Here is a 21,025-nt window from a genome sequence, read left to right as displayed (position 1 = left end):
TAACCCGCATACCTGTCCATTACTCGCACCAAGCAAGGTTTGATTACGGCAGGCACTTTCACCCAGGACTCAGTAGGCAACATCTATCAGGAAGGCCATGAAGACCAGATCCTGGTCGAAGCCTTCCAGCATCAAGTGATCATTCCCCGTGATCCGCAGTCCGGCCAGCCTACAGGGCAGCGGGTACACAAGCCGCTGATGATCAGCAAGGTGTTCGATAAATCCTCCCCACTGCTGTTCAGCGCACTGACCTCGGGGGAAATGGTCAAATGCCGCCTTGAGTGGTACCGCACCTCTGCTGCGGGTACCCAGGAACACTACTTCAACATTGAGTTGGAAGACGCGATTATCGCCGACATTCAGTCGCGGATGCCGAACTGCCAGGACCCGAACAATGCCCACTTCACTCACTTGGAAGATATGCACTTCACCTACCGTAAAATCGTCTGGACCCACGAAGTCTCCGGAACTTCAGGTTCAGATGACTGGCGCAGCCCGGCAGCAGGCTAAGCCCTGGTAAAAATGAGACGGCATCGCCACGCGCGATGCCATTTCATACCCCAGTTTCACACCATCGCCAGCGGATGCTTGCGCTTTGGTGCACCGAACACACGGTCAATAGCCTCCAGGTCATGCTCGTCGAGAATCAGTTTCGCCGCAGCGGCATTGAGCCGCACGTGCTCAGGCTGCACGGCCTTGGGGATGGCGATTACGCCTTGCTGGCGCAACACCCACGCCAGGGAAACCTGGGCAGGCGTTGCCTCGTGACGATGGGCGATCTGCTTGAGGGTCGGGCTGGACAGCAACTCGCCTCCCTGGGCGATGGGGCAGTACGCCATCAGCGGCAGGTTGTGTTGCTGCCACCAAGGCAACAGGTCGAACTCAATGCCACGTTCTTCGATGTTGTACAGCACCTGATTGACGGCGCAGGCCGGGGATGCCAGTTCCTGGAGATCATCCAAGTCGAAATTGGACACGCCCCAACGGCCAATCTTACCGGCTTCACGCAGGCGCTCGAACGTTTCTACCGTTTCTTCAAGGGGGTATTGCCCACGCCAATGCAGCAGATATAGATCGATATGGTCGGTGCCCAGGCGCTGAAGGCTGGCATCGCAGGCACGAGGAATGCCTTTGCGGCTGGCATTGTGGGGGTAGACCTTGCTGACCAGGAACACCTGGTCTCGCCGCCCGCGAATCGCCTCGCCGACCACTTCTTCAGCGCCGCCCTCGCCGTACATCTCGGCGGTATCGATCAGGGTCATGCCCTCGTCAATACCCAACTGCAGCGCAGCCACTTCTGCGCCCCGCTGTGCGGGATCTTCACCCATACGCCACGTCCCTTGGCCGATAACAGGGACAGGAGTGCCAGCCAGATCAATGGTGCGCATGAAAACCTCCAAATGAGTTCGCGATGTAACAGTGTGGCACTGCATCGGCAAAAGGGTTCAATGGAGTTCCCGGGGCAAGCCCCGTATGAGAACGACTACATCGTCCTGCCTTGCCCCCCACTGCGGGAGCGCGCAAGCCTGCCCGCCTTAATCGCTGTCATAGCGGATAAAGCGCTTCGTCAAACTGCGCCAATCTCGCAAACACCAACGGCTGGTCATTTGCCAACCCTTCAAGCCGCTGCTGATAAGCGCTCAAAAACTCCCCTCGCGCCTCAGCACTGATATACGGCACATGCCAGGCCACAAATGGCTCCAGCACCTCAAACCCGACATACGCCAGCGTGCCGCGCAAAATCGGCCGCAGCATATCCTCCAGCGGCCCATGAATCGCCCCCTTGCCAAACATGTGTTCGCGCCCGCCCAGGGTCACGGTCACCAGGGCTTTCTTGCCGCTGAGCCCGCCCTGATCATAGAAACGCTTGCCGCCGTAACACACACCCGACACCAGCACCCGGTCGATCCAGCCCTTGAGCATCGCCGGTGCGGAAAACCAGAAGATCGGGAAGTTGAGTATCAGCAGATCCGCCCACAATAATTTGTCCAGCTCCTGGCGGATATCCGCCGCAATAGACTGGTTCTTGACCCCCAGCCGTTGCTCCAGGGCATACACCAGGTAATCGGGATTCTCCCGGAAGGTGAAGTCCTCGGCACTGGCTACCGGGTTCCAGTTCATGGCGTACAAATCGCTGACCTTTACCTCATGCCCCTGGGCTTGCAGCGTATTTACCGCCTGGTCGCGCAAGGCGGCGGTAAAGGATTTCGGCTCGGGATGGGCGTGAACAATCAACACATTCATACAAGCTCCTCAAGAAGTAATCGCGGCGCGTTTGGCCAGCAAGTGATCAAGCCAGTCAGGGTCCATTTCCGGCTCCGATGAAAACAACAGGCCGGTGTAGTCCTGATACGGCGCAGTGAAAATCGCGCTGCGACTGCCCTGGTCCACCACTCGCCCGCGCTGCATCACCACCACTTCATCGGCAATGGCCCGCACGGTGGCCACATCGTGGGTGATAAACAGGTAGGCCACGCCCAACTGCTGCTGGATGCGGTTGAGCAGCTTCAGCACGCCTTCGGCCACCAGTTGGTCCAGGGCTGAGGTCACTTCGTCGCAGATGATCAGTTGCGGGTCGGCCGCCAAGGCGCGGGCGATGCAGACTCGCTGCTTCTGGCCGCCAGACAGTTCACGGGGCTGGCGCTCCATGAAAGTCGCAGGGTCCAGCTCGATCATCTCCAGCAACTCGGCCACACGGGCACGCATGGCGCGGCCCTTGAGGCCGAGGTAGAAGGTCAGCGGCCGGCCGATGATGTCGACGATGCGTTGGCGCGGATTCAGTGCGGTGTCGGGAATCTGGTAGATCATCTGAATCCGTCGCAACTGCTCCTTGCTGCGCCGACGCAAGTCCGCCGACAGCGCTTGGCCGTCATACAGCACTTGCCCGGACGTGGGCGGCAACAGGCCAGTAATCAGCCGCGCCGTAGAACTTTTGCCGCTGCCGGACTCACCGATTACCGCCAGGGTCTGGCCGCGATACAGGCGCATCGACACGTCGTGCAACACCGGTTGATGGCCGTAGCTGGCGCAGGCCTGGCGCACTTCCAGCAGCGGCGTCTGCTGCACCGGACACGGCTTGGGTTCGGTGCGAAAGCTGCGCACCGCCCACAGGGATTTGGTGTAGTCCTGCTGGGGATCACTGAGCATGGTGCGGGTCGCCGCCTCCTCCACCAGCTTGCCATGGCGCAGCACCATGATGCGGTCGGCCATCTGCGCGACCACCGCCAGGTCGTGGCTGATATAAATGGCAGCGCTGCCAAATGTTTTCACCGCGTCACGAATGGCCGCCAGCACTTCGATCTGGGTGGTGACATCAAGCGCAGTGGTGGGTTCGTCGAAGATTATCAGGTCCGGGTGGCAGGCCATGGCCATCGCTGTCATCACCCGTTGCAGTTGCCCGCCGGAGACCTGGTGCGGGTAGCGTTGGCCGATCTGTTCCGGGTTAGGCAGGCGCAGTACGCGATACAACTCCACCGCCTCGCGCTCGGCCTGAGCGCGGCTTATGCCGCCATTGATCACAGCCGTTTCCACATGCTGGTCGATCAAGCGGTGCGCGGGGTTGAACGAGGCAGCAGCGCTTTGCGCGACATAGGCGATGCGCAACCCCCGCAGCTTGCGCAGGGCTTCGGGCTTGGCCTGCAACAACGCAATGCCATCGAAACACACTGAGCCGCCAGTGATGCGGCAGCCATCGCGAGCATAACCCATGGCGGCCAGGCCGAGGGTGGACTTGCCGGCACCGGACTCGCCGATCAGCCCCAGTACCTCACCGCGCTGCAAGGTCAGGTCGATACCCTTGATCAGCGGGTGCCAGGCATCTTCGTAGTGGCCTTCGATGTGCAGGTCGCGGATTTCCAGCAGTGGCTTTTCGTTGACGTTCATGCTCAACACTCCTTGAGGCCGCTGGATTTATGCAGCATCCAGTCAACGACGAAGTTCACGCTAACGGTGATCAGCGCTACCGCCAGGGCCGGCAGCAACGGGCTGATATCGCCGAAGGTGATCAGCACAGCGTTGTCACGGACCATGCTGCCCCAATCGGCGGTGGGCGGTTGAATGCCCAGGCCGAGGAAGGACAACGCGCTGATAAACAAAAACACGAAGCAGAAACGCAGGCCAAACTCGGCAATCAATGGCGCGGCAGCATTGGGCAGCACCTCGCGAGTCACCAGCCACCACAACCCTTCCCCGCGCAGCCGGGCAGCCTCGACGAAATCCTGGACCACTATTGTCATCGCCACGGCGCGAGAAAGACGAAACACCCGCGTCGAGTCCAGCAGCGCGATCACCAGCACCAGCGAAGTGGCATTGGTGCCGACCACGCTAAGGATCAGCAAGGCAAAAATCAGTTGCGGGATTGCCATGAGGATATCCACCACCCGCGATAAACCCTGGTCGATCCAACCGCCCCTGATCGCCGCGATCAAGCCGCTCAGGCCGCCCAGCAGAAACGCCAGAACGGTGGTCAGAAAGGCGATCCCCAAGGTGTTGCGCGCGCCGTACACCAGGCGACTGAACATGTCGCGACCCAGGTTATCGGTGCCCAGCCAGAACTGACCGCTCCAGGGCGCAAAACCCTCGCCCACCACCTGGGTTTCGCCATAGGGCGCAAGCATCGGCGCAAACAGCGCCACCACCACGTAGAGCAGGATGACCAGCAGGCCGAACTTCGCGCTCAACGGTGCCTTGGCCAGTTGTTTGATCAGGCTCATGGTCTACCCCTTCGGATGCATCAGGCGTGGGTTGCTGGCGATGGACAGCACGTCGGCGCTGGTGTTGAGCAGAATGTAGGTGGCGGCAAAAATCAGGCTGCAGGCCTGCACCACCGGGATGTCGCGCTTGGCCACCGAGTCCACCAGCAACTGGCCCAGGCCCGGGTAGACGAACACCACTTCGACCACCACCACGCCCACCACCAGGTAAGCGAGGTTCAGCGCCACCACGTTGACGATAGGCGCCAAGGCATTGGGCAATGCGTGGCGCCAGATGATCCGCAACCGGCTGATGCCCTTGAGCCGGGCCATTTCGATGTAGGGGCTGGCCAGCAGGTTGATCAAGGAGGCGCGGGTCATGCGCATCATCTGCGCGATCACCACCAGGCTCAGGGTTGCGACCGGCAGCACTGAGCGTTCGAGGATGGTGCCGAAGGACGCATCCGGCGCCAGGTTGGACAGGCTGGGGAACCAGCCGAGTTTGACCGAGAACACCAGGATCAGCAGGTAGGCGACGAAGAACTCCGGAAACGACACGGCACTCAAGGCTGAGGTGTTGAGCAAACGATCGAACCAGCTGTTGCGGTACAACGCGGCAAGCATGCCCAGCACCAGCGCCAGGGGCACCGACACCAGCGCGGCCAGTACCGCAAGGCGCAAGGTATTGCCCAAGCGGGAGCCGATCAATTCGGCGATGGGCCTTTGGTTGGCCAGGGACGCGCCGAGATCTCCTTGCAGCAGGCGCAGCAGCCATTGCACGAAGCGGCTCAGCGGCGGCAAGTCCAGGCCCAATTGCGCACGGAAGGCCGCGACGGTTTCCGGGGTGGCGGACTGGCCGAGCATGGCCTGGGCGATATCGCCGGGGAGTAGGCCGACGGCGAGGAAGATGATCACCGACACGGCGAACAGCGACAGCAGGCCGAGGGCCAGACGTTGGAACACAAGTTTTAGCAGACTATTCATCGCAGGGTGCCTTGAAAGGGATAGAGCTTCTGTGGCGAGGGGCAAGCCCCCTACTCTCAAGCACAAAAAATCAGGCTTGCCACCACCGTTCAATCACCCGCAAGCCATCCAACTCCCCATAAGGCGCGGTCAACGGGCCATGGCTGACCCGGTTCGAACGGGCCGCCACGGAGCTGGCAAACAGCGGCACAATCGCCCCGCCGTCGTCCCGGCACAGGGTCTGCATTTCGTTGTACATCTCCTGGCGTAGCGTCGCGTTCATCTCACCACGCGCAGCGTTGAGCAACTGGTTGAAACGGGTGTTATCCCAATGGGTTTCGTTCCACGCCGCGCCCTTGGCGTAGCCGATGCTGAACATGCGGTCGGCGGTCAGGCTGCTGTACCAGAACGAGGTGGTGAACGGCTGCTTCATCCAGACGTTGGAGAAAAAACCGTCCGCGGGTTCGCGCACCACGTCGATATCAATACCGGCTTGGCGCGCCTGCTCCTTGAACAGCACCGAGGCGTCCACCGCACCGGTGTAGGCGGCGTCGGACGCTTGCAGGCGTACCTTGAGGGTTTCGACGCCGGCTTTGCGCAGGTAGAAGCGCGACTTGTCCGGATCGTAGCCGCGCTGCTCCAAAGCACTGTTGATAAAGCGGCTGCCGGGCTGGATCGGATGGTCGTTGCCCACCAGGCCATAGCCGTGCAACACCGAGGCCAGCAGGGTTTCGCGGTTGATCGCATGCTTCATGGCCATGCGAATGTCGTTGTTCTTGAACTCATTGCTGTCGCACAGCATCGGGAAGGTGTAGTGCTGGGCGCCCTTGGTTTCTTCGATGATCAGCTTGGGATTGCGCTTGAGCAGGGCCACTGTTTTCAAGTCGACCTTGTTGATCACATCCACTTGCCCGGTGACCAACGCGTTGACACGCGCCGCACCGTCGGCAATGGCGATCAGCTCGGCACTGGCGAAGTGCGCCCTGCCCGCTTTCCAATAGTCGGGGCTGCGTTCCAGGTCCATGCGCACGCCGGGGTCAAAGGTCTTCAGGCGATAGCCGCCAGTGCCAATCCCGGCCTGCCAGTCGGCGGCACCCTCCTTGGCGGGCATGATCACCAAGTGGTAATCGGCGACCACATAGGCGAAGTCGGCATTGCCCGAATGTAACTCGAACACCACAGCGTCCAGGCCCTTGGCGCTAACACTGGCGACGTCGCCCAGCACGGTCTTGGCCGCCGATGTGGACTTGTCCCCCAGGTGATGGTTGATCGAGGCCACCACGTCTTCGGCAGTCAGGGGCTTGCCGTCGTGGAAGGTCACGCCCTGGCGCAGCTTGAAGGTCCAGATACGCGCATCGGGGGTGGACTCAAACTGCTCCGCCAGTTCGGGAATGGCGGTGCCGTCGACGGCAATTTCAGTGAGGGTGTTGTACACCGCCGAGAAGCCGACGAAGGTGAAGGTATCGCTCCAGGAACCAGGGTCACGCGAATCGGTGGTGCTGCCGCCGGCCAGCCCCAGGCGCAGCACGCCACCGGGCTTGGGAACGGCGTCCTCGGCAAAGGCGTGCAGCGGCAAGCCCATGGAAAACGCTGCCGCCACGGCACCGGCCACGGCGCTGTGCTTGAGGAAGTCGCGTCGATGCATCGCTTGAGTCATTTTGTTGTTGTTATCGCTCATGGTCTTGCTCCTCTAATAGAGTTCAACAGGCGCAGGCATGCTTTAACTCGATCAATGTCACGCTGTTGCGCTTGAAACCGTTACGCAAATCCGTCTGCAGCTCGTCCAGGTTCTGGGGTTGATTCACCGTGCAGCCGAACGCTCGCGCCAGGGCAGCGAAGTCCGGGTTGCGCGGCAGGACGCCAATGAGCTCGATATCCAGGCCCAGCATGTCGTCGCGAATCTGCCCCAGGGCGTCGTTGTTCCACAGCAACACCACCAGCGGGCTGTCCAGTTCCTCGACGGCGGTAGCCAGTTCCTGGGCGGTATAGAGGAAGCCGCCGTCGCCCACCAGTACCAGCCCGGGCCTTTGCGGCGCGCCGAACTTGGCGCCGATTCCCGCCGGCAAGCCGTAGCCCAGGGTGCCGTAGCCGGTGGGATGCAGCCAACTGCGCGGCGCGTTGCTGGGGAAGGCGTAATTGCCGGTGTAGGCCAGTTGGGTCATGTCGCTGCTGATAAAGGCATTGGTCGGCAGCTCGGCGGCAACGCGGTCGAGAATGGCCTGGTGGATCGACTGCAAGGGGCCATGCCCGGACATGACCGCCTGGCGTAGCGCCGCAACAGCCTTGATCGCTGCATCGGCGTTGCGCGGTGCGCACGGCAAGCGTTCCAGCAGCGCCAATGCCGTGTGCCGAGCATCGCCGTGCAGGGCCACAGCGCAGGGATAAAAGTCGTTGAATTTGCGCGGATCAATGTCCACCCGCAGCAGCTCGGCGTTGAGCGGCAAACGCTCGCGCCAGTAGTCGGTGTCAGCCATTTCGGTGCCGATGGCGAGCACCACATCAGCCTCGCTGATCAGTTGCCAACCGGGTTCGACACACAGGGTCGAACCGGCGTTCAACGGATCGCCCACAGGCAACAATCCCTTGCCGGCGACGCTCGTGAAAAACGGCGCCGCCAGTTGTGTGCTCAAGCGTTGCAAGGCCTCGGCAGCCAACAATGCACCGCCACCGGCGATGATCATCGGCCGCTTGGCCGCCCACAGCTTCGTTGCGGCTTGGTCAAGGATTTCAGCCGACGGCACGCCACGTCCCGGACGGCGTACCACCTCATTGCTCCAATCGCGATTGATGGACGCCGACAACACATCCAGCGGCACCGAAATATGCACCGGACGTGGCCGCTCACTGTCGAACACCGCGTAGGCACGGGCGATCAGTTCAGGCAGATCCTCGGTGTTCAAGGCCACCGCAGAGAACGCGGTGATGGGTGCGGTCATGGCGCGCTGGTCCTGGGTTTCATGCAGGCAGCCCCAGCCCTTGCCCAGGCTGGCGGTGTGGTTGACGCTGGAAATCACCAGCATCGGGATCGAGTCGGCATAGGCCTGGCCAATGGCGGTGGCGGCGTTGGTTACGCCGGGCCCGGTAATGATGAAGCACACCCCCGGCTTGCCGCTGACCCGCGCATAACCGTCCGCCATAAAACCCGCGCCCTGTTCGTGGCGGGTCAGGACATGGCGAATGCCGCTTCCAGGTAAGCCGCGATACAGCTCCAGGGTGTGCACGCCGGGAATACCGAACACGGTGTCGACGCCGTAGTTGGCCAGCAATCGCACCAGGGCCTGGCCGCCCGTCAAGGTTGTGCCTTGCATCATTATCTCCTTCAAGCCTGGCCGAGGCGGATCAACGCGTCGACCGCCGTGGCGCCCTGGGCATTGACCAGCAATGGGTTCACATCCAGCTCCAGCAACTGCCCGGCGTTGGCGCAGGCGTAATCGGCGACGGCGCGGATCGCTGCCACCAGGGCGTCCATATCCGCCACCTCACGACCGCGAAAGCCTTGCAGCAACGTAGCGCTGCGCAGGCTCAACAGCGCGTTGCGGATCGCATCGTCAGTGGTCGGCAACAACAGGCTGCGGCTGTCCTTGAGCAATTCCACCAGAACCCCACCGGCACCGATCACCAGCGCCAGGCCGAAGTCGTTCTCGCGCTTGATGCCGACAATCAGCTCGGCCAACGGTGGCATGGCCATGGTTTCCAGCAGCAGTTGATCGAACGCCACATCCGGCGCGTAGGCGCCGATTTGCACACGCATATGCGCCAGGGCAGCAGTCAAGGCCAGGCCGTCCTGCAGGTTCAGCACCACGGCGCCGGCTTCGGTTTTATGGGGCAACTGCGCACTGACAGCCTTGAGTACCAGCGGGTAGCCGAGCACCTTGGCGTCGGCGATGGCGCGTTCGGGAGTGCTCAAGACACTGGCCGGCGTGGATAGCCCAAAAGCCCGCAAGGCTTGCTTGGAATCCCATTCATTCAGCACTTGCCCCTGATGGTTCAAGGCTTGTGGGCACAACAGCTCCAGGGTCGATTCGCCCCGCGCCAGCAGGACTTGGCGATTGCTCTGGTAATGGGCGATCCGGCCCCAGGCGGCAAGCGCGTCCTCCACGCCTTGCAAGGCGGCGACACCTTGAGCATGCAAGCGCTCACGGGCATGGGCGGGCAGTAATTCGGGAAAGGCCGAAGTGACAAAACCGGTCTTGCTATGGCGAACCAGGGCCGCGCAAAACAACTCCAGCAGCAGGTCGCATTCCTTGCGCTCACCGGTAAATGGCGCCGGGTAATCGAGCACCAGCATCGCTGCATCAGCCTCGGTGCGCAGCGCGGTGTCGAGCATCGCGTTGAGCGCGTCGCTGTTGCCCCAGATCGCCGTGGTGAAATCCAGCGGATTGACCAGGTTGGCATAGCTGGGCAGCACCTGCGCCAACTCGACACGCTGGCCCTCATCGAGCTTGGGCAGTGCGAGGTGATTGCGTTCGGCGTAGTCGGCAATCAACCCTGCGTCACCACCGGAACAGGCCAGCGCGATCAGGCTACTGCCCGCCGGCAGGTTGCCACAGGCCGCCGCTTTCAGGGTCTCGACAAAACTCACCGGCCCGCTGACCCGAATCACCCCAAGACGGGCAAACAGGCTGTCGTACAGCACATCGGAGCCGGACAACGAGCTGGTATGACTCAAAGCCAGCTCGGCGCCGATCTGCGACACGCCGGTTTTCAGGGCGATGATCGGGATGCCTTTTTCCAAGGCCTTGTGAGCGGCGCGGGCGAATCCCGGCACATTCTTCAAGCCTTCCAAATGCAAGCCGATGGCGGTGACGCGCGGCTCATCCAGCAGCACGTCCATCAGTTCGGCAACGCCCAATTGCGCCTGATTACCCACCGAAGCCATATAGGCCACCGGCAGCGAGCGGTCGCTCATGGACAGGTTGTAGGCGAAGTTGCCGCTCTGGGTCAGCACCGCCACGCCACGCTCTACCGGCTTGCCGCCATGGGCCACCGGCCACAGCGCCGAGCTGTGCAGGTAGTCGAGCAATCCGTAGCAATTGGGGCCGAGCAGTGCCATGTCGCCGGCCGCCTTGAGCAGTTGTTGCTGCAAGGCCTGGCCCTCGGCGCCAGCTTCGGCAAAGCCTGAGGCGTAGCAGATGGCGCCGCCGGTGCCGATGGCGGCCAACTCGCCGACGCAGGTCAGGGTGAGTTCGCGGTTGGTGGCGATAAACACCGCGTCCGGGCCGCACGGCAAGTCGGCAACGCGGCGCACACAGGGAATACCGTCGAGGCTGTCATGCTGGGGATTGACCAGCCACATCTGTCCTGCAAAGCCGCCTTCAGCGCAGCGCTTGAGGGCTCGGGCCATGCTGCGCCCGCCGACGAAGGCCAGGTGGCGAGGCGCCAGCAGGCGCTTGAGGTTGTCACGAATCGTCTGGGACATGAGCGTTCTCCGACCCGGTCAGCGCAACAGGGGCCGCAACAGTTCGCGGGCGATGATATGACGCTGGATTTCCGAGGTGCCTTCCCAGATCCGTTCAATCCGTGCGTTGCGCCAGATGCGCTCCACCGGGCCTTCGTCCATCAGGCCCATGCCACCAAAAATCTGCACGGCCTCGTCGGCGACCTTGCCCAGCGTTTCGCTGGCAAACAGCTTGGCCATGCCGGCTTCGCCGTCGGTCATGCTGCCCTGATCCATTTTCCAGGCGGTGTGCAGGGTCAACAGTTCAGCGGCGCGGATCTGCGTGGCCATGTCGGCAAGCTTGAACGACACGCCCTGATAAGTACCGATGGGCTGGCCGAACTGCTTGCGATCCGCCGCCCACTGCAGCGAGAGGTCCAGCGCGCGCTGGGCCTGGCCGACGCAGTTGGCGGCCACCATCACTCTGCCTGCGGTCAACCAGGCATTGGCTACGTCCCAGCCCTTGCCCACCTCGCCCAGCACTTTGGAGGCCGGCACGCGGCAGTCATCGAAGAACATTTCGTAGGTGTGATAGCCACGGTTGCTCACACACTTGGGGCCTCGGCGGATGGTCATGCCGGGGGTGTCGCGGTCCACCAAAAATGAAGTGACTGCGTTGCGCTGGCGACCGTTGTGTTCGTAGGTGTCGGTGACGGCAAAGACAATGGCAAAATCGGCGTGCCCGGCGTGGCTGATGAAATGCTTGCTGCCGTTGATCACAAAGTCATCGCCCTTTTGCACGGCGCGGGTCTTGATCGCATTGGCGTCGGACCCGGCGCCCGGTTCGGTGAGGGCGAAGCAGTCGATCTTCTTGCCTTGAATACAGGGCAGCAAATAGTCGTCAATTTGCTTGCCAGTACAGGCCATAAGGATCTTCGACGGCCGGGCGACAAACACATGCAGCGCCCAGGAGACCTTGGACAATTCCCGTTCGATCAGCGCCTGGGACAGGTAATCCAGGCCGCCGCCACCCACTTCTTCGGGCATGTTGAAGGCGTAGAAGCCCGCCGCGATGGCCTTGTCGCGGATCTGCGCGGCCAACTGCGGCGAGACCTCGTCGGCGCGGTCCACCGCTTCCTCAAAGGGCAACAACTCCTTGGCAACAAAACTGCGTACCGCGTCCACCAACATGTCTTGTTCTTGGCTTAGTTGGAAATTCATGGCGCTACCTGTCGATAGAGAGAGGACAGCTACAAGCCCCAAGCTTGAAGCTTGAAGCGTTGAAACTCAGTTACCGTTGAATCGCGGCGGGCGCTTTTGCGTCGCCGCGCGCAAGGCTTCGGCGCCGTCCGCGCTGCGTCCACACAACAATCCGGCGGCCAGTTCAGCCTCCAGTTGCTCGGGCAGGTTGCGTGCGGCACCTTCGCGGATCAGGGTCTTGGTCTGGGCAAATGCGAAGGTCGGGCCGTTGGCCAAGCGTGCAGCCAGCTCAGTGACGTGAGTGTGCAATTGCTCATCGGCGCAGACTTCCCCCACCAATCCGGCAGCCAGCGCGCGGTCGGCACTCCACAGCTCGTCGAGGAACAACAGGCGCTTGGCCTGTTCGCTGCCGATCAGTCGTGGCAAGTGCCAGCTGGCGCCGGCGTCGGGGGAGTAAGCCATGCTGGTGTAGCCGGCCTTAAACCGTGCCGACTGCGCGGCGACCCGCAGGTCGCAACACAGGGCCAGGTCCATGCCGGCGCCGACGGCGGTGCCGTTGATGGCTGCGATGGTGGGTTTGTCGAGGGTGTGCAGACGGGTCATCAGGGCGTGGGCGGTTTCGGTCCAGCCGTAGCTTTCAAGGGCGCCACGGGCTTGGGCATCAGCCCATTCGGCTAGGTCGGCACCGGCGCAGAAGCTACGCCCGCTGCCGGTCAGCACTACTACGCGCACGGTAGGGTCGCTGTTGAAACCGTCGAGCAAAACATGCAGGTACTTGAGGGTCGGGATATCCAGGGCGTTGCGTTGGGCACCGCGATTGAGAGTGAGCCAGGCGACGCCTGCTTCGACCTGGATGAGCACTGACGAGTCGATAGTCATGGGTTCCTCGAATTATTTTAATTGGCTTGAGGGGTGCGACATGGGGCGATACTAAACGAGTGTTCAGCAAGGAGGCAATCGGCAAAATGCTCTGTTGTTGATTTTTTTTTGAGGAGGGTACCGGCCTGAACATTGCGTCCAGGCGGCGAAGAAGTTCTTAGGCTTTGAGTTGAAACCGCTGACGACCGCCAGCCTGCAGGCCGTCGACCCAGGCTTCGCAAATCTGGATGCCCTGCTCAGGGGTAAACGTGCCGGGATTGAGTCCCGACTCCAGCCACAATCCGTCGAGTAACGCGCTGAGGGCAATGGCTGCCAGGTCCGCATCGAAGCGCTCCCAGCCATGCTCTTGGGCCATGTCCGCCAAGGCCGAGCGCATGATGGTGCGGTACTCGCCGTAAGAATGTTCGTGGGCCAGATTGATGGCCGGTGCGGTCTTGACCGCCCCCCAGAACGCCAGCCAGGCATCCAGCAGTTGCGGGTCGAGCAATTGCGGGGAAAAGGAGCCGCGAAAAAACGCCGACAACCGTTCCCGCGGGCTGGGCGCTGCCTTGGCCATGGCATCGCGCAACAGGTTCATGACCTGGCCGGTGATGGAGCGATAGGCCTCGGCCACCAGTTCGTCCTTGCCAGAGTAGTGATGGCTGATCAGCCCTACCGATACCCCAGCCTCGGCGCTGATCTTGCGGATCGATGCGCCCTGGAAACCGTGGCGCTTGAGGCAGACCAGCGTCGCCTGGACCAGATTGGCCTTACGCAACTCCGGCTCCATACGAGAGAAACGGGATTCCTGGGTCATGTAGCGGTTCCCTTCGGTTAAATCAGTGGGTGGCACGTTCTGCGGCTGAACGACTGTACAGCAACCACCCACGGGGATTAAACCGCCTCAGGCACGCAAACCCGGCGATACCCGATCCAGCAGGCGCAATAACGCGGCCCAGGCCAATTGCATGGCATCCGGATCGCTCAGTTCACCCTCCTCCAACGGCCGACCTGGATCGTTAAACTGCCGTTCGGTGTACGCGCACACCTCGGCCGACGGCAACACCAGCTTGCCGCAGGCCTGGGCGGCGATTTGGATATCACAGGCCTTTTCCAGGTAATACATGCGCAGGAAGGCCTGGCTGACGGTTTCCCCCACCGTCAGCAAACCGTGGTTGCGCAGCATCAGCACCGGCTTGTCCCCCAGGTCGCGAACCAGCCGCTGCTGCTCATCGAGGTCCAGGGCCACGCCTTCGTAATCGTGGTAGGCGACCTTGCCGTAGAACTCCATGGAGATCTGGTTCACCGGCAGCAGTCCGCATTCCAGCGCTGCCACCGCACAACCGGCCCGCGTGTGGGTGTGTAACACGCATTGGGCGTCTTCGCGGGCGCCATGAATGGCGCTGTGGATCACGAAACCTGCCGGGTTGACGGCATACGGCGACGGCTCCACCGCCCGGCCATCCAGGTCGATTTTCACCAGACTAGACGCGGTGATCTCCTCGAACATCAGCCCGTAGGGATTGATCAGGAAGTGATGTTCGGGGCCGGGAATGCGCACTGAAATATGGGTAAAGATCAGGTCACTCATACGAAAATGGGCGATCAGCCGATAACAGGCGGCGAGTTCTTCGCGCAGGTGTTGTTCGGTCGGGTGGCAGGCACGGTTGGTCATTTTTGTTCTCCATGCGGGTGGGTAACGTGGCCGAAGCTAATCCAGCCACCAGTAAAAAAACAAGTTGATTTTTTACTGGCGCTCACCTCCTATAGAAAAATAACAATAACAGCGCCTGGAGTATCCGCACCATGTCGCCCCATGCTTTCCCCCTCCTGTTTGAACCCCTTGCACTTCGGGGTAGACGGCTTAAAAACCGCATCATGTCCAGCGGACATGACACCTCGATGCCCACCGATAATCGGGTTAACGAACAGTTGATCGCTTATCACCGGGCGCGGGCCGAGGGCGGTGTCGGGCTGATTGTGTTGCAGGTCGCAGGCGTGCATGACAGCGCCCGCTACACCGCTCATGTGCTGATGGCCACTGACGACAGCTGCATCGACGGTTACCGGCAATTGGCCGAGACCTGCCATGCCGAGGGTACTGTGGTGCTGTCGCAGATTTTCCATCCGGGTAGGGAAATCATGGAGTCGGCCGATGGGTTGCTGGCGGTGGCGTACTCGGCGTCAAGTGTGCCCAATGAACGCTTTCGAGTGATGCCCAGGGCCCTTGATCAACGGATGATTGACGACATTGTCGCCGGTTATGGCGCTGCGGCCAGACGCCTGCACCAGGCCGGAATCGACGGGGTCGAGGTGGTTGCCAGCCATGGTTATTTGCCGGCGCAATTTATCAACCCACGGGTCAACCGGCGCACCGATGACTACAATGGCGACCTCGACCAGCGCCTGCGTTTCTTGCGGGAAATCATCGCGGCTGTTCGCGCGGCGACTAACGAGCAGTTCATCATAGGCCTGCGTATTTCGGCCGACGAGCGTGACCCCGAAGGCCTGAGGGAAGACGAATCCCTGGCCGCCGTGCAGTTACTGCAATCACAGTTGGATTACGTACACATCGTCGCCGGCACCTCGGCCTCTCTCGGCGGTGCCATCCATATCGTACCGCCCATGGCGATTGCCGCGGCGTATCTGGCCAAGGAAGCGGCGACGTTCAAGGCCAGCCTGTCGATTCCGCTGTTTGTCACCGGGAGGATCAATCAGCCTCAGGAAGCCGAGCTGATATTGGCGCGGGGGCAAGCCGATGTGTGTGGCATGACTCGCGCATTGATCTGCGACCCGCAAATGCCCAACAAAACCGACGCGGGTCGTGTCGAGGATGTACGGGCCTGCATCGCCTGTAATCAGGCGTGTATCGGGCGTTTTCACAAGGGGTTGCCCATTTCCTGCATCCAGCATCCGGAGAGTGGGCGTGAATTGCAGTTTGGCCAGATTCGGGCGGCCACGGCGCGCAAGCGCATCCTCGTGGCCGGTGGCGGCCCGGCGGGGATGAAGGCGGCTGCGGTGGCGGCGCAGCGCGGTCATGAGGTCACGTTGTATGAAGCCAGTGGGCAACTGGGCGGGCAAGTACTGCTGGCGCAATTGCTGCCACGGCGCAGCGAGTTCGGCGGCGCCAGCACCAATCTTCAGCGGGAGATGGCATTGGCCGGGGTGCGCGTGGTGCGCAACACCCGGGTCGATCGGGCGTTGGTGGAGCGCGAGCAGCCAGACATGGTGATCATCGCCACCGGCGCCGAACCTTACTGGCCGGCCTTCGAACGCGGCGGTGAGTTGCAGGTGGTGGATGCCTGGCAAGTGTTGCGTGATGAAGTCCAGCTCGGTCGTTCGGTGGTGGTGGTCGACTGGCGTTGCGACTGGATCGGCCCTGGCATTGCCGAGCGCCTGGTGCGCGCCGGTCATCAGGTGCAACTGGCAGTCAACGGTACCCATTGCGGGGAAAACCTGCCGCTGTACGTGCGCGATCAGTTGGCCGGCGAGCTGCATCGGCTAGGCATCCCGATCATCCCCTACGCCCGTCTGTACGGCTGCGATGACACCACCGTGTACCTGCAACACACCGCCAGCGCCGAGCCGATGCTGCTGGAAAATATCGACTCGCTGGTGTTGTGCCAGGGGCATCAGCCAGTGGACACTCTTGGCGCACAATTGGAAGGCCTGGTGGACTTCAAGCGCATTGGCGACTGCCTGGCGCCGCGTACCGCCGAAGAGGCCATTTATGAAGGGTTGAAGGTGGCGTGGGAAATTTGAATGAGTAACGACGAACCTCAGCAACTGTTCCTGGGTACGCGTATCCGCGGACTGCGAAAGTCTCGCGGCCTGACCCTCACGGTATTGGCGCAGATGAGCAAACTGACCGCCGGCTACATCAGCCAACTGGAACGCAACCTCGCCTACCCCTCGATCCCGGCGCTGTTCAACATCGCCCGCAGCCTGGGGGTGACCATCCAGTGGTTCTTCGCCAGCGAAACCACCACAGCCCCGCAAGACCAGGGCTACGTGGTGCGTAAAGGCACGCGGCAGAGCATTTACTATGAAGACGGCATTGTTGACCAACTGCTGACGCCCCAGCCCAACCGCCAGTTGGAGATGCTGCACTCGCGCTTCCCGCCCGGTACCTACAGCCAGCAAAACTACAGCCATGAAGGTGAAGAGGCCGGTTACGTATTGAACGGGAGGTTTGAGTTGTGGATAGGCGAGCGCCATTTTCAGCTCGACGAGGGCGATAGTTTCAGCTTTCCAAGCAGCGAACCCCACCGCTACGGCAACCCTGGCAAGGTGGATGCGGTGGTGATCTGGGTGATCACACCACCGACGTTTTGAGCCGCATCTGCCTGGTACTGTCGTGCGTACTGACCACCTTTATCCTTTGCTTGCCCAAACAGGGCCGGCACTACGCCAACCCTCCTCCCTCACCCCGAAACGCGCTGGGACTCAGCCCCGTCCACCGTTTGAACGCTCGTCGAAAACTGCGTACGTCGCTGTAGCCCACCTCTTCGGTAATGCGCTCGATGGACAACCCCGGATTGCCCAGCAGGCCCATGGTGCGCGCGCGACGCACCTGCTCCAGCAACGTCTCAAAGGTCAGCCCGTGTTCGGTCAAGCGCCGACGCAGGGTACGGCCACTCATGTTCAAGTCACTGGCGACCTTTTCCAGCTGGCTGCCCTGCAGGTCACGAGAAATCGCCCGCTCCACCGCCTGGATCAAATCCATCTTTTGATGCAGCTGGGCGCTTTCCAACTCCAGCAACTCCAGGGCCTGACGTAACGCCAGGGCATGGTGATTGGGCAGGCGCACGTCCAGCCAATGGCTGGCCAGGACCATACGGTTGTGCAGACAACCAAAGCGTACATCCGCGCCAAACAGCCGCGGATACTCGGCGGCATACAGTGGCGCTGCGTGCATGAACTCCACCCGTAGTGGCATAAACTCAGCCCCCACCAGCGCCCTGCCATAGACCATGATGCTGGAGAAGAACTCTTCAGCGGCAAATACCTGTACCTCGGCGTAGGGCAACAGGCATTCAACGTCGACAAACACCTCATTCACTCCTTCATGGATGCGCGAGGTGGCGATGCCGCCGGAGGTGTGCTGGTGCCGCTCGCCGACGGCAAAGGCATCGCGCAGGGTCTTGCACAGGGAAATCACATGCCCCAGCAGGCCCAGGGTGCCCAACACATTCTGATTGCCGACACACAGCCCCAGGCCCTGATCCGGCAACACCTTCAACGCCCGCTGGATCATCGCCACCGCCTGGCGATAGGAAATGCGCTGGGCCGGGTCATCCAGGTCGCCCAGGGTAAAGCCCAGGCCACGGCACAGGTGCTCGGCACTGGCACCCTTTTGCGCGACGACTTGCCCCAGGGTTTGCAGGAGAAACGGCGAGACCAGGGCCAGTTCATAGTGCGGATCAACGGCTTTGCTTTGCATGAATCTTCGATTCCCGACTGAGTACTCGGTTCTTGTTTTAGAAACATCCTGACAATCATAGGCGCTTGCCAGGATCGCCGCACTCTGCATGAAAGCTGTCCGCCAAAGTCCCCCTATCTGGCCGCCAATACCCTGCCCCGCCGGGCGCCAAGGGCTTATTTCTATGGGCAAGGCCCATGAAGGTCTGCTCCCCCAACAATAATAACGAGCCCATACATGAACCCGACCTGTGCGCTTCACCCTCTGCACCTTGCCCTGATGGCACTTATCAGCCTGCCGGCCCTGGCCACGGAAGGCGGCGTGGACAACATCGGCACCGGCACCGATGGCTTTTACATCCTGCCGCTGGACGTCAACAACCTGCCAGACCACATGTTCGCCTTCAACCTCTACTACAACCACTACGAAGCCAAAAAACTCAATATCAGCTCCCTCGGCGGCAAGGTGCCTGACGTCAAGATCAAGTCCGACGCAATCATCCCGCGCCTGGACTACCTCAGCCCGCTGCGGGTATTCGGCGGCCGGCTCGGTGGCTACATCGCGCAGCCTTACCTAAAGCAACAAGTGGCGCTGTTCGGCATGTCCGACCAGCGCGAAAGCATGGGTGACACCACACTGGCGCCGATCATCCTGTGGGATATGGGCAAAAACCTGACCCTCGCCGCCGCTGTGGAGATCACCCTGCCCACTGGCGAATACGACGCCACGCGCCTGGCCAACACCAGCAACAACTTCTACACCTACAAACCGCTGTTTTCCGCGACCTGGCTGCCCAACGAGCGCACCGAACTGTCGATCAAGACCACCTATAGCTTCAACAAGGAAAACCACGACACCGATTACCGCTCGGGGCAGATTTTCCACTTTGATTATTCGGCCAGCTATAAAGTGACCGACAACCTGAGCCTGGGCATCAACGGCTACTACCTGAAGCAAACCACCGACGATAAGCAGTACGGGCGCACGGTGACCAATATCTTTGGCGAGGACGTCGATGACGGCGTGCGGGGCCAGGTGTTTGCCATTGGCCCGGCGGTGTATTTCACCTTTCTCAAGTACGCCAGTGCCGAGGTGCGCTGGGCCAAGGAGTTTGATGTGGAGAACCGGCCGGAAGGTGACATGTTGTGGGCCAAACTGACGATTCCATTTGCGCTTTGACTGGGTACGGTCAATGTGGGCTTGCCTGCAATGCAGGCAACTCGGTCTGTCAGTTACACCAAGGTGATGCCATCGCAGCAGTACGGTGATCCGATAAGCCAACCCCCGCCTTTGACCGAGTCGCTCAGGTGTAGACCGGCCAGCTTTCAACGATCTTCCCGCCCCTTACCGCCAGTAAATCGCCAAACTGCAGCAACACACACTCAGTCTGGGTCGGCCGCAGAAACACGTGGTCCTCCACCGCCAACCCCACCGCAGGCGAGCCGTTGACCATCTCCTGATTGGAGCTGCGGCCATACAGCTCGTTACTTTTCAGCCCCGAGGGAGACTCGAACTCGGCCATCCAGTTGCCGCCATAGATAAAGAACGTGCCGCGCTGGTTGCTGTCCCACCAGGAGAACAGCCTCGACTTGTCATCCAGCGCCGGGATGTTCACCGCACCGGTACTTTTCAGCACGGGCGTGGCGATGTAGGCCGCCGGGACGTGCTCGCTCAAGGACGGCAAGTCGTAATGAGTCGGCTTGAGCAACGCGGTGCCCACCGAGACTTCGCTGCTCAGGCGTTCCTGTTCGTGGATGCGATAACTCGGACTGCCGGCGGTATTGAGGGTCAGGCCGTCACGCCACAAGGGCGCAAAGTGCTGGCGGGTGTAGTCGACATAGCCGTTGTAACGCTGCATGACCTTGTCGAACAGCGCCTGGGGCGAGCCGAGAATCCCCGGCACGCCCATGCCGACAAACGGGTCGTAGCCCATGAAACCGGCAAACTCCAACTGCTGCGGATGGGCGCTGATCAGTCCCAACATCTGCCCCAGCACGGCATCATCACTGATCCCGCCACGATGCAGGCCAACATCCAGTTCGATATTGACCCGCAGCCTCGTACCCAATCCCTGGGCCAGCGCCAGGTATTGCTGCAACCGCTCAGGGGTGTCCAGCAACCACTGCAATTGCCGGGACGGCTCGAACGGGCCTTTGTGAGTTTGATAAAATAACTGCGCTGAGCGCACCGGCAACGGCTTGCCCATCAGGATATCGGCATCAGGAAATACCAGGGCATCGTGATTGAGAAACGGCTGATGAAACGACATCAACCGCTGGGTGCCGGCACGCTTGGCAATGTAGGCCAGCAAACCCGGCGACGGCAGAGATTTCTCCACCAGGCGCAAGTGTTTGCCACCCCGCTGAACCGACTGCATGACCACATCGATATTGTGATCCAGGCTGTCCAGGTCAATCAGCATCACCGGGCGCATCGGCCCATGGGCCTTGAGTTCCTGGTTCAGCGTGCGGAAATACTCGCTGTACGGGCCGCCGTGATCATTCGGGCGCAACA

General features: G+C 61.4%; 18 protein-coding genes. 4 read left to right on the top strand and 14 right to left on the bottom strand.

Annotated features, from left to right (window positions below; translation table 11 throughout):
• Positions 1-12 precede the first annotated feature (12 nt).
• Positions 13-510: an Hcp family type VI secretion system effector gene (locus FQ182_RS08745; RefSeq protein ID WP_149412646.1), complete on the top strand. Its 498-nt coding sequence runs from the start codon at positions 13-15 to the stop codon at positions 508-510.
• Positions 511-566: 56 nt separating this feature from the next.
• Here the strand turns inward: FQ182_RS08745 and FQ182_RS08740 are convergent, their stop codons facing one another.
• From FQ182_RS08740 to FQ182_RS08685, 12 genes are all read right to left on the bottom strand, one after another.
• Positions 567-1,388 carry an aldo/keto reductase gene (locus FQ182_RS08740; RefSeq protein ID WP_149412647.1) on the bottom strand — a complete coding sequence of 274 codons (822 nt, stop codon included), beginning with the start codon at positions 1,386-1,388 and terminating at the stop codon, positions 567-569.
• Positions 1,389-1,545: 157 nt separating this feature from the next.
• A complete protein-coding gene (locus FQ182_RS08735) occupies positions 1,546-2,244 on the bottom strand; it encodes an NAD(P)H-dependent oxidoreductase (RefSeq protein ID WP_149412648.1) in 699 nt (232 codons plus the stop codon).
• Positions 2,245-2,253: 9 nt separating this feature from the next.
• Complete coding sequence (locus tag FQ182_RS08730; protein WP_178114414.1) at positions 2,254-3,882, bottom strand: ABC transporter ATP-binding protein; 1,629 nt, start codon at positions 3,880-3,882, stop codon at positions 2,254-2,256.
• 2 nt (positions 3,883-3,884) lie between these two features.
• Positions 3,885-4,712, bottom strand: coding sequence for an ABC transporter permease (locus tag FQ182_RS08725; RefSeq protein ID WP_149412650.1), 828 nt, complete (start codon positions 4,710-4,712; stop codon positions 3,885-3,887).
• A gap of 3 nt (positions 4,713-4,715) precedes the next feature.
• Positions 4,716-5,675, bottom strand: a complete 960-nt coding sequence (locus FQ182_RS08720; RefSeq protein ID WP_149412651.1) for an ABC transporter permease — start codon at positions 5,673-5,675, stop codon at positions 4,716-4,718.
• A gap of 70 nt (positions 5,676-5,745) precedes the next feature.
• Positions 5,746-7,332, bottom strand: coding sequence for an ABC transporter substrate-binding protein (locus FQ182_RS08715; RefSeq protein ID WP_149412652.1), 1,587 nt, complete (start codon positions 7,330-7,332; stop codon positions 5,746-5,748).
• A gap of 22 nt (positions 7,333-7,354) precedes the next feature.
• A complete protein-coding gene (locus FQ182_RS08710; protein WP_371923859.1) occupies positions 7,355-8,965 on the bottom strand; it encodes a 5-guanidino-2-oxopentanoate decarboxylase in 1,611 nt (536 codons plus the stop codon).
• 8 nt (positions 8,966-8,973) lie between these two features.
• Entirely contained in the window at positions 8,974-11,073 is a 2,100-nt protein-coding gene (locus tag FQ182_RS08705) for an acetate--CoA ligase family protein (protein ID WP_149412654.1), read from the bottom strand.
• Positions 11,074-11,091: 18 nt separating this feature from the next.
• Positions 11,092-12,252, bottom strand: a complete 1,161-nt coding sequence (locus FQ182_RS08700; RefSeq protein ID WP_149412655.1) for an acyl-CoA dehydrogenase family protein — start codon at positions 12,250-12,252, stop codon at positions 11,092-11,094.
• A gap of 66 nt (positions 12,253-12,318) precedes the next feature.
• A complete protein-coding gene (locus tag FQ182_RS08695; RefSeq protein WP_149412656.1) occupies positions 12,319-13,110 on the bottom strand; it encodes an enoyl-CoA hydratase/isomerase family protein in 792 nt (263 codons plus the stop codon).
• A 157-nt stretch (positions 13,111-13,267) separates the two neighbouring features.
• Positions 13,268-13,906: a TetR family transcriptional regulator C-terminal domain-containing protein gene (locus tag FQ182_RS08690; RefSeq protein WP_149412657.1), complete on the bottom strand. Its 639-nt coding sequence runs from the start codon at positions 13,904-13,906 to the stop codon at positions 13,268-13,270.
• A gap of 87 nt (positions 13,907-13,993) precedes the next feature.
• Positions 13,994-14,764 carry a class II aldolase/adducin family protein gene (locus FQ182_RS08685; protein ID WP_149412658.1) on the bottom strand — a complete coding sequence of 257 codons (771 nt, stop codon included), beginning with the start codon at positions 14,762-14,764 and terminating at the stop codon, positions 13,994-13,996.
• 131 nt (positions 14,765-14,895) lie between these two features.
• Here FQ182_RS08685 and FQ182_RS08680 point away from each other — a divergent pair, with 131 nt between their 5' ends.
• Both FQ182_RS08680 and FQ182_RS08675 read left to right on the top strand, forming a co-directional pair.
• Positions 14,896-16,851 carry an FAD-dependent oxidoreductase gene (locus tag FQ182_RS08680; protein ID WP_149412659.1) on the top strand — a complete coding sequence of 652 codons (1,956 nt, stop codon included), beginning with the start codon at positions 14,896-14,898 and terminating at the stop codon, positions 16,849-16,851.
• Positions 16,852-17,424, top strand: a complete 573-nt coding sequence (locus tag FQ182_RS08675) for a cupin domain-containing protein (RefSeq protein WP_149412660.1) — start codon at positions 16,852-16,854, stop codon at positions 17,422-17,424. It abuts the gene before it with no gap.
• A gap of 70 nt (positions 17,425-17,494) precedes the next feature.
• Here FQ182_RS08675 and FQ182_RS08670 read toward each other — a convergent pair whose 3' ends face one another.
• The gene (locus tag FQ182_RS08670; RefSeq protein WP_149412661.1) at positions 17,495-18,532 is read right to left on the bottom strand and encodes an AraC family transcriptional regulator; all 1,038 of its coding nucleotides are present in this window, start codon (positions 18,530-18,532) and stop codon (positions 17,495-17,497) included.
• Positions 18,533-18,790: 258 nt separating this feature from the next.
• Here FQ182_RS08670 and FQ182_RS08665 point away from each other — a divergent pair, with 258 nt between their 5' ends.
• Positions 18,791-19,690: a transporter gene (locus FQ182_RS08665; protein WP_256666177.1), complete on the top strand. Its 900-nt coding sequence runs from the start codon at positions 18,791-18,793 to the stop codon at positions 19,688-19,690.
• 124 nt (positions 19,691-19,814) lie between these two features.
• Here FQ182_RS08665 and FQ182_RS08660 read toward each other — a convergent pair whose 3' ends face one another.
• Complete coding sequence (locus FQ182_RS08660; RefSeq protein ID WP_178114419.1) at positions 19,815-21,023, bottom strand: DSD1 family PLP-dependent enzyme; 1,209 nt, start codon at positions 21,021-21,023, stop codon at positions 19,815-19,817.
• Positions 21,024-21,025: the final 2 nt, after the last annotated feature.

The organism is Pseudomonas sp. ANT_H4 (assembly GCF_008369295.1).
Classification (GTDB): domain Bacteria; phylum Pseudomonadota; class Gammaproteobacteria; order Pseudomonadales; family Pseudomonadaceae; genus Aquipseudomonas.
The sequence above is the reverse complement of the archived record's forward strand: the minus strand, read 5'-3'. Positions and strand labels throughout refer to the sequence as shown.

Coding starts and splice junctions, on each gene's coding strand:
- FQ182_RS08740 (WP_149412647.1), bottom strand. CDS start 1,388: ATGCGCACCATTGATCTGGCTGGCACTCCTGTCCCTGTTATCGGCCAA.
- FQ182_RS08735 (WP_149412648.1), bottom strand. CDS start 2,244: ATGAATGTGTTGATTGTTCACGCCCATCCCGAGCCGAAATCCTTTACC.
- FQ182_RS08730 (WP_178114414.1), bottom strand. CDS start 3,882: ATGAACGTCAACGAAAAGCCACTGCTGGAAATCCGCGACCTGCACATC.
- FQ182_RS08725 (WP_149412650.1), bottom strand. CDS start 4,712: ATGAGCCTGATCAAACAACTGGCCAAGGCACCGTTGAGCGCGAAGTTC.
- FQ182_RS08720 (WP_149412651.1), bottom strand. CDS start 5,675: ATGAATAGTCTGCTAAAACTTGTGTTCCAACGTCTGGCCCTCGGCCTG.
- FQ182_RS08715 (WP_149412652.1), bottom strand. CDS start 7,332: ATGAGCGATAACAACAACAAAATGACTCAAGCGATGCATCGACGCGAC.
- FQ182_RS08710 (WP_371923859.1), bottom strand. CDS start 8,965: ATGATGCAAGGCACAACCTTGACGGGCGGCCAGGCCCTGGTGCGATTG.
- FQ182_RS08705 (WP_149412654.1), bottom strand. CDS start 11,073: ATGTCCCAGACGATTCGTGACAACCTCAAGCGCCTGCTGGCGCCTCGC.
- FQ182_RS08700 (WP_149412655.1), bottom strand. CDS start 12,252: ATGAATTTCCAACTAAGCCAAGAACAAGACATGTTGGTGGACGCGGTA.
- FQ182_RS08695 (WP_149412656.1), bottom strand. CDS start 13,110: ATGACTATCGACTCGTCAGTGCTCATCCAGGTCGAAGCAGGCGTCGCC.
- FQ182_RS08690 (WP_149412657.1), bottom strand. CDS start 13,906: ATGACCCAGGAATCCCGTTTCTCTCGTATGGAGCCGGAGTTGCGTAAG.
- FQ182_RS08685 (WP_149412658.1), bottom strand. CDS start 14,764: ATGACCAACCGTGCCTGCCACCCGACCGAACAACACCTGCGCGAAGAA.
- FQ182_RS08680 (WP_149412659.1), top strand. CDS start 14,896: ATGTCGCCCCATGCTTTCCCCCTCCTGTTTGAACCCCTTGCACTTCGG.
- FQ182_RS08675 (WP_149412660.1), top strand. CDS start 16,852: ATGAGTAACGACGAACCTCAGCAACTGTTCCTGGGTACGCGTATCCGC.
- FQ182_RS08670 (WP_149412661.1), bottom strand. CDS start 18,532: ATGCAAAGCAAAGCCGTTGATCCGCACTATGAACTGGCCCTGGTCTCG.
- FQ182_RS08665 (WP_256666177.1), top strand. CDS start 18,791: ATGGCACTTATCAGCCTGCCGGCCCTGGCCACGGAAGGCGGCGTGGAC.